The 13,877-nt window shown below is 72.0% G+C and carries 12 protein-coding genes; all 12 read right to left on the bottom strand.

What is annotated here, in order from left to right; genetic code table 11:
- Positions 1-57: 57 nt before the first annotated feature.
- Entirely contained in the window at positions 58-3,519 is a 3,462-nt protein-coding gene (gene dnaE, locus Q7T15_RS04225; RefSeq protein ID WP_370689095.1) for a DNA polymerase III subunit alpha, read from the bottom strand.
- Positions 3,520-3,699: 180 nt separating this feature from the next.
- Positions 3,700-4,623, bottom strand: a complete 924-nt coding sequence (locus Q7T15_RS04230; RefSeq protein WP_304693593.1) for an RluA family pseudouridine synthase — start codon at positions 4,621-4,623, stop codon at positions 3,700-3,702.
- 34 nt (positions 4,624-4,657) lie between these two features.
- Positions 4,658-5,437, bottom strand: a complete 780-nt coding sequence (locus Q7T15_RS04235) for a DivIVA domain-containing protein (RefSeq protein WP_304693595.1) — start codon at positions 5,435-5,437, stop codon at positions 4,658-4,660.
- A 144-nt stretch (positions 5,438-5,581) separates the two neighbouring features.
- The gene (locus tag Q7T15_RS04240; RefSeq protein WP_304693597.1) at positions 5,582-5,878 is read right to left on the bottom strand and encodes a YggT family protein; all 297 of its coding nucleotides are present in this window, start codon (positions 5,876-5,878) and stop codon (positions 5,582-5,584) included.
- A 73-nt stretch (positions 5,879-5,951) separates the two neighbouring features.
- Complete coding sequence (locus tag Q7T15_RS04245; protein WP_304693599.1) at positions 5,952-6,431, bottom strand: cell division protein SepF; 480 nt, start codon at positions 6,429-6,431, stop codon at positions 5,952-5,954.
- Positions 6,432-6,464: 33 nt separating this feature from the next.
- Positions 6,465-7,145: a YggS family pyridoxal phosphate-dependent enzyme gene (locus Q7T15_RS04250; protein WP_304693601.1), complete on the bottom strand. Its 681-nt coding sequence runs from the start codon at positions 7,143-7,145 to the stop codon at positions 6,465-6,467.
- A gap of 4 nt (positions 7,146-7,149) precedes the next feature.
- Positions 7,150-8,292: a cell division protein FtsZ gene (gene ftsZ / locus Q7T15_RS04255; RefSeq protein WP_304693603.1), complete on the bottom strand. Its 1,143-nt coding sequence runs from the start codon at positions 8,290-8,292 to the stop codon at positions 7,150-7,152.
- A gap of 210 nt (positions 8,293-8,502) precedes the next feature.
- A complete protein-coding gene (locus tag Q7T15_RS04260) occupies positions 8,503-9,582 on the bottom strand; it encodes an FtsQ-type POTRA domain-containing protein (protein ID WP_304693605.1) in 1,080 nt (359 codons plus the stop codon).
- A complete protein-coding gene (gene murC, locus Q7T15_RS04265; protein ID WP_304693607.1) occupies positions 9,579-11,036 on the bottom strand; it encodes a UDP-N-acetylmuramate--L-alanine ligase in 1,458 nt (485 codons plus the stop codon). The genes Q7T15_RS04260 and murC overlap by 4 nt, the downstream gene beginning before the upstream one ends.
- 13 nt (positions 11,037-11,049) lie before the next feature.
- Positions 11,050-12,132: a glycosyltransferase gene (locus Q7T15_RS04270; protein WP_304693609.1), complete on the bottom strand. Its 1,083-nt coding sequence runs from the start codon at positions 12,130-12,132 to the stop codon at positions 11,050-11,052.
- Positions 12,129-13,334 (bottom strand): putative lipid II flippase FtsW, encoded by a 1,206-nt coding sequence (gene ftsW / locus Q7T15_RS04275; RefSeq protein ID WP_304693611.1) that lies wholly within the window; start codon positions 13,332-13,334, stop codon positions 12,129-12,131. The genes Q7T15_RS04270 and ftsW overlap by 4 nt, the downstream gene beginning before the upstream one ends.
- A gap of 37 nt (positions 13,335-13,371) precedes the next feature.
- The coding region (locus Q7T15_RS04280) for a glutamate ligase domain-containing protein (protein ID WP_304693613.1) at positions 13,372-13,877 on the bottom strand (506 nt) is incomplete at its 5' end.

The raw sequence follows: 13,877 nt of genomic DNA on the forward strand, positions 1-13,877 counted from the left end.
GGCACGATTATGCTCGCCCGGTCGGCCTCGCGGGCCGTCTCTCAGCGGATGCCCGGCTCAGGCGAGGGCGCGCGGGCCGAGGAGGCTCTTGACCTCGCCGAAGAACCCGGCCGTCGGGGCGATGCGGTGCGGCAGCTCGAAGACGCGCGCGGCCTCGTCGCGGACGAGCCGCAGCCGGACCTCGGTCGAGCCGCGGTGGCGCCGCAGGACGGCCTCGAGCTCGGTGACGACGTCGACCGTCGCCCGCTGCTCGCGCACCGAGAGCACGAGCGGGCCGTTGTCGGTCGCGACGCCGAAGTCGGGCATCTGGAGCGTCATCGCCTGGAGCGTGATGCCGTCGTCGCGGTGGTTCACCCGCCCGCGGAGCACGACGATCGAGTCGGCCTGCAGGCGCGGGCCGAACTCCTGATACGTCTTGCCGAGGAACATGACCGTGAGCTCGCCGCCGAAGTCCTCGATCGTGACCATGCCGTAGGGGTTGCCCGAGTTGCGCGCGACACGGTGCTGCACGCTCGTGATAAGGCCCGCGACCGTGACCTGCTCGCCGTCGTCGGGCGGGTTGTCGTTGAGCTCGGCGATCGGGGCGCCGGCGTGCTTCGCGAGCGCGACCTCGAGACCCGCGAGCGGGTGGTCGCTGACGTACAGGCCGAGCATTTCGCGCTCGAAGGCGAGCTTGTCCTTCTTCGCCCACTCGGGGCGCACCGGCACGCTCGCCGCCGTCGCCTCGCCCTCGTCGAAGAGGCTGTCGAAGTCGAAGCCGATGTCGCCCTTGTCCTCGGCGCGCTTGTCCTTGACCGCTGACTCGACGGCGCCCTCGTGGATCTCCATGAGCGCGCGGCGCGTGTCGCCGAGCGAGTCGAAGGCACCGGCCTTGATGAGGGACTCGATCGCGCGCTTGTTCGCGACGGGGGTCGGCACCTTCTTGAGGAAGTCGTGGAAGCCCGTGAAGCGGCCCTTCTCCTCCCTCGCCTGCCGGATGCCCGAGACGACGTTGTGGCCGACGTTGCGCACGGCGCCGAGGCCGAAGCGGATGTCGTCGCCGACGGCGGCGAAGAACCCGATCGACTCGTTGACGTCGGGCGGCAGGACGGTGATGCCCATGCGGCGGCACTCGTTGAGGTACACCGCCATCTTGTCCTTCGAGTCGCCGACGCTCGTGAGCAGCGCGGCCATGTACTCGGCCGGATAGTGGGCCTTGAGGTACGCCGTCCAGTACGAGACGACGCCGTAGGCGGCCGAGTGCGCCTTGTTGAAGGCGTAGTCGGAGAACGGGAGGAGGATGTCCCAGAGGGTCTTCACCGCCGCCGCCGAGTAGCCGTTGGACTGCATGCCGGCGCTGAAGTTCTCGAACTGCTTGTCGAGCTCGCTCTTCTTCTTCTTGCCCATCGCGCGGCGCAGCAGGTCGGCCTGCGCGAGCGTGTAGCCCGCGAGCTTCTGCGCGATCGCCATGACCTGCTCCTGGTACACGATGAGACCGTATGTCGTGCCGAGCACCTCCTCGAGCGGCTCGGCGAGCTCGGGATGGATCGGTGTGATCGGCTGCCGGCCGTTCTTGCGCAGCGCGTAGTTGGTGTGCGACTCGGCGCCCATGGGGCCCGGGCGGTACAGGGCGAGGACGGCCGAGATGTCCTCGAAGTTATCGGGCTTCATCATGCGCAGCAAGGAGCGCATGGGGCCGCCGTCGAGCTGGAAGACGCCGAGCGTGTCGCCGCGCGCCATGAGCTCATAGGCGGCGGGGTCGTCGAGCGAGAGGTCCTCGAGCACGAGCTCGGTGCCGCGGTTGGCGCGGATGTTGTCGAGGGCGTCGTCGATGATCGTGAGGTTGCGCAGCCCCAGGAAGTCCATCTTGATGAGGCCGAGCGACTCGCACGCGGGGTAGTCGAACTGCGTGACGATCTGGCCGTCCTGCTCCCGCTTCATGATCGGGATGATGTCGATGAGCGGCTCGCTCGACATGATCACGCCCGCCGCGTGCACGCCCCACTGCCGCTTGAGGTTCTCGAGACCCAGAGCGGTGTCGAACACGCGCCGGGCATCCGGATCGACCTCGATCACGGCGCGGAAATCGCCCGCCTCCTTGTGACGCGGATGCGCGGGGTCGAGGATCCCGGACAGCGCCATGTCCTTGCCCATAATCGCCGGGGGCATCGCCTTCGTGAGCTTCTCGCCCATGCCGAAGGGGAAGCCGAGCACGCGCGAGCTGTCCTTCAGGGCCTGCTTCGCCTTGATCGTGCCGTAGGTGACGATCTGCGCGACGCGCTCGTCGCCGTACTTCTCGGTCACGTAGCGGATGACCTCGCCGCGGCGGCGGTCGTCGAAGTCGACGTCGAAGTCGGGCATCGAGACGCGGTCGGGGTTGAGGAACCGCTCGAAGAGTAGGCCGTGCTCGATCGGGTCGAGGTCGGTGATGCGCATCGCGTAGGCGGCCATCGAGCCGGCGCCCGAGCCGCGGCCCGGGCCGACGCGGATGCCGTTGCGCTTGGACCAGTTGATGAAGTCGGCGACGACGAGGAAGTAGCCCGAGAAGCCCATCTGCGTGATGACGCCGATCTCGTACTCGGCTCGCGCCCGCACCTCGGCCGAGATGCCGCCCGGGTAGCGCTGCTCGAGGCCCTTCGCGACCTCCTGGATGAACCAGCTGTTCTCGGTCTCGCCCTCGGGCACCGGGAACCGGGGCATGTAGTTCGCGGCGGTGTCGAAGGCGACGTCCACGCGCTCGGCGATGAGGAGCGTCGAGTCGCAGGCCTCGGGGTGGTCGCGGAAGAGCTCGCGCATCTGGGCCGGGGTCTTGAGGTAGAACTCGTCGGCGTCGAACTTGAAGCGGTTCGGGTCGTCGAGGGTCGAGCCCGACTGCACGCACAGCAGGGCCGCGTGCGAGCTCGCATCGCCCGGGTGCGTGTAGTGGAGGTCGTTCGTCGCGACGAGCGGCAGCCCCAGGTCCTCTGCGAGGCGGATGAGGTCGCTCATGATGCGGCGCTCGATGCCGAGGCCGTGGTCCATGATCTCGGCGAAGTAGTTCTCGCGCCCGAAGATGTCACGGAACTCGGCCGCCGCCTCGACGGCCGTGTCGTACTGGCCGAGGCGCAGGCGCGTCTGCACCTCGCCGCTCGGGCAGCCCGTCGTCGCGATGATGCCCTCGCTGTAGCGGCTCAGCAGCTCGCGATCCATGCGGGGCTTGAAGTAGTAGCCCTCGATCGAGGCGAGCGACGACATCCGGAAGAGGTTGTGCATGCCCGTCGTCGACTCGGCGAGCATCGTGATGTGGGTGTACGAGCCGGCGCCGGAGACGTCGTCCTCGCCGCCCGTCCCCCACTTCACGCGCGTCTTGTCGGTGCGGTGCGTGCCGGGCGTGAGGTACGCCTCGGTGCCGATGATGGGCTTGATGCCGGCCTCGGTCGCGGTGCGCCAGAAGTCGAACGCGCCGAACATGTTGCCGTGGTCGGTGACCGCGATCGCCGGCATTCCCTGGGCGACCGCCTCCTCGATGAGCGGCTTGACGCGGGCCGCTCCGTCGAGCATCGAGTACTCGCTGTGCACGTGGAGGTGGACGAACGAGTCGGTGGTCACGGCACCTCCGGGTGCGGTTCTGGGGCGGGGTCCGCGGCGTGCGGGGTCACCAGTCTAGGTCGCGCCGGAGGGCCGTTCGGCGTGTCGCGGGTGCGTCGCGCGAGCCGCGCATCCGTCGCCGTGAACCGCCGGTCAGGATGCTCGGAGCACGTCGAGCGCGTGCTGGAGATCGTCGGGGTAGACCGACGAGAACTCGACCTCGGCGCCCGTGGCGGGGTGCCGGAAACCGAGTCGCATGGCGTGGAGCCACTGGCGGCTGAGCCCGAGCCGGGCGCTCAGGGTCGGGTCGGCGCCGTACATCGCGTCGCCGACGCAGGGGTGGCGCTGCGCGGCCATGTGGACGCGGATCTGGTGGGTGCGGCCCGTCTCGAGGTGGATCTCCAGGAGCGTCGCGGAGGGGAACGCCTCGAGCGTGTCGTAGTGCGTGACGGAGGGCTTGCCGTCGGCGACGACGGCGAACCTCCAGGCCGAGCCGGGGTGCCGGCCGATGGGCGCGTCGATCGTGCCCGAGAAGGGGTCGGGGTGGCCCTGCACGATCGCGTGGTAGATCTTCGAGACCTCGCGGTCGTGGAAGAGGCGCTTGAGCTCGCGGTATGCCGACTCGGTCTTCGCGACGACCATGAGGCCGCTCGTGCCGGCGTCGAGGCGGTGCACGATGCCCGCGCGCTCGGCCGGGCCGGAGGTCGCGATGCGGAAGCCCGCGGCGGCGAGGGCTCCGAGCACGGTCGGGCCGTCCCAGCCGACGCTCGGGTGCGCGGCGACCCCCACGGGCTTGTCGATCACGACGAGGTCGTCGTCGTCGTGGACGATGCGGAGGTTCTCGACGGCGATCGGCTCGATCGAGGGCTCGCGGCGGGGCTCCCACGAGACCTCGAGCCAGGCGTCGCGGGGCAGCCGGTCGGACTTCCCGAGCGTGCGGCCGTCGACCGTGACTCCCCCGGCCTCGGCGACCTCGGCGGCGAAGGTGCGCGAGAAGCCGAGGAGCTTGGCGAGAGCGGCGTCGACGCGCTCGCCGGAAAGCCCGTCGGGGACGGGGAGAGCGCGTGACTCGGTCACGACGTCCCTCCCCGTCCCCGACGGAGGGTGCTGCTCAGGAGCCGTAGCCCGGGTACTGGCCCGGCGTCTGCTGCGGCTGGCCGAAGCTCGGTGCGGAGCCCGGGAACTGGGCCGAACCGGGAGCGCCGACGGGCGCCGAGCCGACGGGTGCGGCGGCGGAGCCGGGCGCGGCGGACTCGGGCTGACCGGACGCGGCGCTCGAGCCCTCGAGCTCGCGCAGCTGGCCCTGGATGTAGGTGCGGAGCTGGTTGCGGTACTCGCGCTCGAACACGCGGAGCTCCTCCACGCGGGCCTCGAGCGTCGTCTTCTCGGCCTGGAGCTGGTCGACGATCTGACGCTGCTGGCCCTCGGCCTCGGAGACGAGGCGCTGGGCGGTCGCCTGGCCCTCGGCGATGAGCTCGTCGCGCTTGGCGATGCCCTCGCGCACGTGCTCCTCGTGGAGGCGACGGGCGAGCTGGAGCAGATTGTTCGTGCTCGTGGTCTCGAGCGACGCGTCCGTTGCGGCGGGCGCCGAGGCCGGGGCCGGAGCGGCGGGCGCCGAGTAGGCGGGGGCCGACGCGGCGGGGACCGAGGCGACGGGCTGCGGAGCGGGCTGCTCGGCGGCCGGGGCCGCGCCTCCGCTGCGCTGCAGCTCGGCGATGCGGGCATCGGCGGCGACGAGGCGCTGCTTGAGCTCGTCGTTCTCCTGGTTCAGGCGACGGAACTCGACGACGATCTCGTCGAGGAAGTCATCGACCTCGTCCTGGTCGTATCCCTCGCGGAACTTGGTCGACTGGAAGCGCTTGTTGACGACGTCTTCGGGAGTGAGGGCCATTCCGTGCTACCTCGGAACTTTCTGGAGAGCGGTCGGATAACGATGGGATAACGCTAGCAACAGCGAACCACACGCGTCACATCGGTTACCCCACCCTACCCACTCGTGGCTCGACGCGTCAGAGTCGAATCGTGCGCGAGGGACTCAGCGCGGGCCGACGATCGACATGAGGATGAAGATGCCGATCATGACGATCGTCCAGGCCAGATCGAGCTGGATCATTCCCAGCCGGATGGGCGGGATGACGCGGCGGACGGCCTTGATCGGCGGGTCGGTGAGCGTGTAGCTGACCTCGGCGGCGATGACGACGGCGCCCGTCGGCCGCCAACCGCGATTCAGCGCCTGGATCCAGTCGAAGACGAATCGCGCCCACATGGCGAGGAAGACGATGAGCAGCGCGACGTAGATCACGCCGAACACGATGGAGAGGACGGCCTGCACGGGGTTCAGTCTGTCAGGTCACGCTGGGAGCGGCCGCGCGCGGCGCGCGGCGCCGGGCCGCGGCGGGGCGGGATCAGGAGAGGAACGAGGCGTCGACGTCCGGCTCGGACTCGGCCTGCTCGCCGCTCACGGCGACGTGCGACGGCGAGAGCAGGAACACCTTGCTCGTGACGCGCTCGATCTTCCCGTAGAGGCCCTGCGACAGGCCGCTCGCGAAGTCGACGAGACGGCGGGCCTCGGACTCGGTCATCTGCGAGAGGTTGATGATGACGGGGATGCCCTCGCGGAAGCTCTCGGCGATGACCTGCGCGTCCTTGTAGTGACGCGGGTGGACGGTGAGGATCTCGTTCATGTCGGAGGGTGCGGCATTCCGTGTCGGGGCGGAGCGACGCAGAGGCGTCACGGGGGCGCGCTGCGGACCCGGAGCGGGCACCGCGGCGACGGAGGGCGCGGGCTGCGCACGGTGGTCGCGCTGCTCGGCGGGAGCGTCGTACTCGACCTCTTCATCGGCGAGGCCGAGGTAGACCATGGTCTTGCGAAGCGGGTTCGTCATGAGGCGTCCTTCGAGTCGTGGTGCTCTTGCAGGCTATTGGGGCGCCGGACGTTTTCCGGTGATTGCGGTCCCGATCCGAAGGTGTGTCGCCCCCTCGGCGATGGCCTCGGCGTAGTCGCCCGACATGCCGGCGGAGAGGTCCGTCGCCTCGGGCGCGATCGTGCGCACGCGGTCGCCGATCGCGCGCAGTCGCGCGAACGCGCCCCGGGCATCCTCATCGAGGGGCGCGACTCCCATGACGCCGCGCAGGCGCAGGCGCTCAGTCGCGAGGACCGCCTCGGCGAGCTCCTCGACGCGATCGGGCGCGACTCCCCCGCGGCCGGGGTCGTCGGTGAGATTGATCTCGAGGAACACGTCGAGCGCGCGCTCGACGCCTGCGAGCGACGTGATGAGGGATGCGCGGTCGACCGAGTGGATGACGTCCGCGTAGCGCGCGACCGCCTTCGCCTTGTTCGACTGCAGCTGCCCGACGAAGTGCCACGTGAGCGGCAGCCCCTCGAGCTCGGCGGCCTTCGGCGCGGCGTCCTGGTGGCGGTTCTCGCCGACGTGCCGCACGCCGAGGTCGACGAGGTCGCGGACGAGCTGCGCGGGGTGGAACTTCGTCACGACCACGAGCGTGAGCTCATCGGGCGACCGCCCCGCTCGCGCGCACGCGTCGGCGATGCCCGCCGTGACCGCGGCGTAGCGATCGGCGAGCTCGGGCGGGGCCGTCACCGGGTCAGCGGAGGAACTCGGGGATGTCGAGGTCGTCGTCGCTGTCGGCCTCGACCTCGAGCGGGTCGATGGGCGCGGTCGCGGCGAGCACGGGGGTCTGGCCCGGCTCGGGGGCCGACTCGCCCGGCTGCGCGGTGACGCGCTCACCGGGAGCGGCCGGTACGAAGCTGGAGCGGCGATCCTTGTGCACCGTCGTCGGCTCGCCGCCGTCGAAGCCCGCGGCGATGACGGTGACGCGCACCTCGTCGCCGAGCGTGTCGTCGATGACGGCGCCGAAGATGATGTTCGCCTCGGGGTGCACGGCCTCCTGGACGAGCCTCGCGGCGTCGTTGATCTCGAAGATGCCGAGGTTCGATCCGCCCTGGATCGACAGGAGCACGCCGTGCGCGCCGTCGATGCTCGCCTCGAGCAGCGGGCTCGCGACGGCGAGCTCGGCGGCCTTGATGGCGCGATCGGCTCCGCGACTCGAGCCGATGCCCATGAGCGCGCTACCGGCCCCCTGCATGACGCTCTTGACATCGGCGAAGTCGAGATTGATGAGGCCGGGGGTCGTGATGAGGTCGGTGATGCCCTGGACGCCCGCGAGGAGCACCTGGTCGGCGGTCGCGAAGGCCTCGAGCATGCTGATGCCGCGGTCGCTGATCTCGAGCAGGCGGTCGTTCGGGACGACGATGAGGGTGTCGACCTCGTTCTTGAGGGCCGCGACGCCGTCCTCCGCCTGCGCCTGGCGGCGCTTGCCCTCGAAGCTGAACGGCTTCGTGACGACGCCGATCGTGAGCGCGCCGATCGACTTCGCGATGCGCGCGACCACGGGAGCGCCGCCGGTGCCCGTGCCGCCGCCCTCGCCCGCGGTGACGAAGACCATGTCGGCGCCCGCGAGCGCCTCCTCGATCTCCTCCGCGTGGTCCTCCGCCGCACGGCGGCCGACCTCGGGGTCGGCGCCCGCGCCGAGGCCGCGCGTGAGCTCGCGGCCGACGTCGAGCTTGACGTCGGCGTCGCTCATGAGCAGCGCCTGGGCGTCGGTGTTGATGGCGATGAACTCCACCCCGCGCAGGCCGAGCTCGATCATGCGGTTCACCGCGTTGACTCCGCCGCCGCCGATGCCGACGACCTTGATCACGGCGAGGTAGTTCTGGTTGCTGGTCACGTCCGGCCTCCGCGTCTAACCCTAAACCTCCAGTTGAGGTATAAAGTTATGCTCAGTATGTACTCCTGAGTCCTGACGGTAGGGGGGCGAGGGGCGCAGAGCTCTCAAGCGCGCCGCGTGTCGGGTCGATTGCGCGCAAGACTCGTGCTCGGGGGTGCGACCGGGCGTACCGGCGGCGGCTGAGAGGGGTCGGCACGGAGGGGGGTCGGATCAGAGCCGGCGGACGATGACGCTGTCGGGCGCCGAGACGTCGAACTGCCAGGCCACGGCGGGGTCGTTGACCGCGATCGCCGTCTCGAGCACGCGCGTCTTGAAGGCCGACCGCTCGGCGCTCCCCCACACGACCCGGTGCCCGAGGTCGCGGATGGTGAACGCGACGTCGTCGCGCGTCGACGCCGTGACGACGTCGACGCGGGTCGCGAGCTCGTCGGGCAGCGCGTCGAGCACCTCGGCGACCGAGCGGAACGCCGCCTCGTCGGGGTCGGCCTCCCCCGCCCGGATGAGCGGGACGCCCGTGGGTCGCTGGGGGGTCGACTCGACGACGACCCCCGCCGCGTCGACGAGCTCGAACTCGGATCCGCTCTCGATGGCGCCGATCGGCGCGCGCTCGATGACCCGCACGACGAGCGAGTGCGGCGGCACGACCTCGAGCGAGTAGGAGCGGATGAGCGCGAAGCCCTCCAGATCGGATCGGATGCCGCCCTGGTCGAGCAGCGCGAGGGGCGTGTCGCGGTGCCGATCGAGGGCTCCGCCGATCTCGGCCGGGTCGAGCCGCACCGTGCCGGTGACGCGGATGTCCGTGAGGGCCATGAGCGGAGAGAGCGTGACCGCGACGACCGTCGCGAGCAGCGCCGTGAGCACCGCGACCGACCCCCACGTGATCAGCCGGCGCCGTCGCGAGCGGCGCGTGAACCGCCGCGCCTCGGCCCGCTCGGCACGTCGTGCGGCGCGGGCGGCGGAGCGCTCGAGGTGATCGGCGCGACGCCGCGCCTGCTCGGCCGGGTCGATCGACCGGGCGGGGAGCAGTCGAGGGCGCGGACCGCTGCGCGGGACGGGGACGGCGTCGGAGGCCGACCCGGGTGCGGCGCCCTCGGGCTCGGGAGCCGAGGGGCGCGATCGCTGACGGGAGGGGCGCGATGCGCGCGGCGCGGGCCCGGTCGAGGGGCTCGGGGGTGCGGCGGGGCCCGTCGCGCCTCCGCGGCCCGCGGGCCGGGAGGCCGCGGAGCCGGAGCCCGAGGGCGAGCCCGACCCGGGCTGGCGCCCGCGATCGAAGCCCTCGGGGCGCTTCACCGGGCGGGCTCCTCGGCGGGGCCGGCGGGGGCATCCCCCGCTTGGCCGCTCGCGGCGACGATCGCGTCGTGGACGCTCGGGAGGATCCGGTAGACGTCGCCGCAGGAGAGCGTCATGACGATGTCGCCCGGGCGGGCGATCTCGGCGACGCGCGCGGCGGCCGCGCTCCAGTCGGGGCGGTAGTCGACGACGGAGGGGTCGCCGAAGGCGTCGCTCACGAGGGCGCCCGTGACGCCCGGGATCGGGTCCTCGCGCGCGCCGTAGACGTCGAGCACGACGGTGTGGTCGGCGAGTCGCTCGTAGGCCTCCGCGAAGTCGCCCGCCATCGCCTGCGTGCGGCTGAAGAGGTGCGGCTGGTGGATCGCGATGACGCGGTGGTCGCCCACGACGGAGCGCGCCGTCTGGAGCGCCGCGGCGACCTCGGTCGGGTGGTGCGCGTAGTCGTCGTAGAGGCGCACTCCCGCGGCCTCGCCGTGCGACTCGAAGCGGCGCAGCGTGCCCGCGAAGCCGTCGAGCGCGGCGACCGCCTCGGCGAGCGCGATGCCGAGACCGACGAGCACCGCCACCGAGCCGGCGGCATTGAGCGCATTATGGCGGCCGGGCACGCCGAGCTGCCCGTGCGCCTCGGTGCCGTCGGCGGCGATCGTGAACGCGATCGGCCCCGTCTCGCTCACCGCGGTGAGGCGCACGTCGGCGTCGGCCGCCTCGCCGAAGGTCAGGATGCGCGGGGCGGCCCCGCGGGCGACGAGCGCGTCGCGCAGGGCGCGCGTGCCCGCGTCGTCGGCCGAGAGCACGACGAGCTCGCTCGCCGCAGCGGCGAAGCGCTCGAACGCATCCGCGATCGCCTCGGCCGAGCCGTAGTGGTCGAGGTGATCGGTGTCGATGTTGGTGACGAGCGCGATCGCGGTGTCGTACAGGAGGAACGACCCGTCGGACTCGTCGGCCTCGACCACGAAGAGATCCCCCTCGCCCCAGGCGGAGGAGGTGTTCGCGCCCTGGATCACGGCGCCGTTGACGAAGGAGGGATCGCGGTCGAGGGCGCGCAAGGCCGTCACGAGCATCCCCGTCGACGTCGACTTGCCGTGGGCGCCCGCGACGGCCAGCAGCCGCTCGCCGCGCACGAGCCAGGCGAGAGCCTGCGAGCGGTGCAGAACGGGGAGGCCGCGGCGCAGGGCCTCCTGGTACTCGGGGTTCTCGACCCACAGCGCGCCGGTCACGACGAGCGTGTCGGCGTCGCCCACGTGGGCCGCGTCGTGCCCGATCGAGACGGGGATGCCCAGCTCGCGCAGCGCCTGGACGGTCGCGGAGTCGGAGCGGTCGCTCCCGGTCACGGCGAAGCCCCGCTCGTGGAACAGGCGGGCGATGCCGCTCATGCCGGAGCCGCCGATTCCGACGAAGTGGAGGCGGCCGAGGTCATCGGGGAGGACGAGGGTGGGGTCGGGCTTGATCGTCATATCGCCGTTCACCCTACGGGGTCGAGGAGGCCAGGGCTTCGCGCACGAGGGCCAGGAGCGCGGCGCTGCCGTCGCGCTGGCCGACCGACCGGGCGGCCGCCGCCATGCGGGCGATCTCGGCGCGCCCGGTCAGGAGCGGGACGAGCTCGCCCGTCACGAACGCGGGGGTGAAGGCGGCGTCGTCGACGAGGCGGGCGCCCCCGGCCGCGACGAGCTCGCCCGCGTTGAGCCGCTGCTCGCCGTTGCCGACGGGGTACGGCACGAGGATCGACGGCAGGCCCACGGCGGCGAGCTCGCTCACGGTCGCCGAGCCCGAGCGGCAGACGACGAGGTCGGCGGCGGCGAAGGCGAGATCCATGCGGTCGCAGTACTCCAGGACGCGGTAGCCGGGCAGGCCCGGGTCGGCGCCGCCGCGATCGCGGCCCGTGATGTGGACGACGTTCCAGCCCGAGCCGAGGATGTGCGCGATCGCGTCGCCGATCGTCTCGTTGAGCCGCTTCGCGCCCGTCGAGCCGCCCGTGACGAGGAGGGTCGGCCTCTCGGGGTCGAGCCCGAAGTGCGCGATGGCCTGCGGGCGGAGCCCGACGCGGTCGAGCTCGACGATCTCGCGGCGCAGGGGCATGCCGACGACGCGCGCGCCCCGCAGCGGGGTGCCGGGGAAGGTGGTGCCGACGCGACCGCCGAGCCAGCCGGCGAGCCGGTTGGCGATGCCGGGGCGGGCGTTCGCCTCGTGGGCGACGAGCGGCACGCGCTCGAGGCGTGCGGCGACGTACGCGGGGGCCGAGGCGTACCCGCCGAAGCCGACCACGACATCCGCCCCCCGCTCGCGGATGATCGCGCGCGTCTGATCGACGGCGTCGCGGAAGTCGCGCGGGAACCGCACCGCCGCCCCGTTCGGGCGGCGCGGGAACGGCACGCGCGGGATGGTCAGGAGCTCGTAGCCGCGCTCGGGGACGAGGCGCTCCTCGAGGCCGCCGGCGGTGCCGAGGGCGAGGATGCCCACCTCGGGCTCGACGGCCCGCCAGTGGTCGGCGAGAGCGAGCAGGGGGTTCACGTGGCCGGCGGTGCCGCCGCCGGCGAGCAGCGCGGTCGTCATGCCCGCAGCCCGGGGCGGACGTCGCGGGCGAGCGAGAGGACGACGCCGATCGCGATGAGGGTCGCGACGAGCGCGGTGCCGCCCGCCGACATGAGAGGAAGCGGGACGCCGAGGACGGGGAGCATGCCGAGGACGACGGCGACGTTGACGAAGGCCTGTCCGACGATCCAGACGAGGACGGCGCCCGTCGCGATCCGGCGGAACGGGTCGGTGTGCGCGCGCATGAGTCGGATCATGCCGACCGCGAGGACGGCGAAGAGGATGAGGACGAGCATCGCTCCGATGAGGCCGAGCTCCTCGCCGACGATCGCGAAGATGTAGTCGCTCTCGGCGTGCGGCAGCCACGACCACTTGAGCGCCGAGTTGCCGAGGCCGACGCCGAAGACGCCGCCCGAGCCGAGCGCCCACATGCCGTGCATGGGCTGCCAGCAGACGTCCTCGAGCTGCTCGGGCGTGCAGCCGTTGAGCCACGCGCTGATGCGATCGGAGCGCGACGCGCCGGAGAGCGCGAACAGCACGGCGCCGCCGACGCCCACGGCGACGAGGCCGAGGAGGTGGCGCATGGGCGCGCCCGCGAAGAAGAGGGCGGCGAGCACGATCGACGCCATGATCGTGACGGTGCCGAGGTCCTGTCCGAGCAGGACGAGGCCGATCGCGACCGCCGAGACGGGCAGCGCGGGCATGGCGACGCTCCGCCAGTCGGTGAAGGCGTCGGCGCGGGGCGCGAGCACCGTCGCGAGCCACACCACGAGGGCGAGCTTGAGGAACTCGCTCGGCTGGGCGCTCACGCCGCCGATGTTGATCCAGTTCTGGTTGCCGCCGTAGCCCCAGCCGATGCCGGGCACGAAGACGAGCAGCTGGAGGCCGAGCCCGAGCAGGACGGCGTTCCGCGCCCAGCGCCGCCAGAAGACCGCGGGCAGCTGGGAGACGAGGAGCATGAGGGGGATGCCCATAAGGGCGAACAGGCCCTGCCGCAGGAAGATGCCGAAGAAGTCGCCGTCGCCCTTGCCGGACTGCACGAAAGAGCTCGAGAGCACCATGACGAGGCCCAGCAGCACGAGGAAGATCGTCGTGCCGAGCACGAGCATCCAGTCGGCGCTCTGCGCGGTGAACAGGCGGCGGACGGCGACGATCGCGGCGCCGCCGTGGACGGTCGGAGCGGTCTCGGGTGCCGCGCTGTGCGGCGGTCGCGTCGCGGTCACGCGATCCCCCTTCCCCCGGTCGAGGCCTCTGTCGGATTCAGCTCGGGCCGTGGTGCTCGCGCACCGCGGCCTGGAACCGACGGCCGCGATCGGCGTAGTCGGCGAACTGGTCCATGGATGCCGCGGCGGGCGCGAGGAGCACGGTGTCGCCATCGTGCGCCGCTGCGGCCGCCAGTCGCACGGCGACCGGCATCACCTGCTCAGTGTCGTCGGCTTCGACCTCGAACACGGGCAGCCCGGGCGCGTGTCGCCCGAACGCCGCGACGACGGCCGCGCGATCGACGCCGACGACGACCGCGGCGCGCAGGCGCTCGCGGTGGGTCTCGACGAGCGCATCGATCTCGACGCCCTTGAGGAGCCCGCCGACGATCCAGACGACGGAGCGGAAGGCGCTGAGCGCGGAGTTCGCCGCGTGGGGGTTGGTGGCCTTGGAGTCGTCGACCCACATTATGCCGCCCTCGTCGCGGACGATCTCGGTGCGGTGGTGGTCGACGCGGAAGGCGCGCAGCCCGTCGCGGACGGCGAGCGGCGGGGCGCCGGCGG

The sequence above is a fragment of the Microcella sp. genome (assembly GCF_030645145.1).
Taxonomy (GTDB): domain Bacteria; phylum Actinomycetota; class Actinomycetes; order Actinomycetales; family Microbacteriaceae; genus Microcella.

Bases quoted from the DNA above. Each gene is read 5' to 3' on its own strand.
- Q7T15_RS04245 (WP_304693599.1), bottom strand. From the start codon at position 6,431: ATGACGAACCCGCTTCGCAAGACCATGGTCTACCTCGGCCTCGCCGAT.
- dnaE (WP_370689095.1), bottom strand. From the start codon at position 3,519: ATGCTCGACGGAGCGGCCCGCGTCAAGCCGCTCATCGAGGAGGCGGTC.
- murC (WP_304693607.1), bottom strand. From the start codon at position 11,036: ATGACGATCAAGCCCGACCCCACCCTCGTCCTCCCCGATGACCTCGGC.
- Q7T15_RS04270 (WP_304693609.1), bottom strand. From the start codon at position 12,132: ATGACGACCGCGCTGCTCGCCGGCGGCGGCACCGCCGGCCACGTGAAC.
- Q7T15_RS04235 (WP_304693595.1), bottom strand. From the start codon at position 5,437: ATGGCCCTCACTCCCGAAGACGTCGTCAACAAGCGCTTCCAGTCGACC.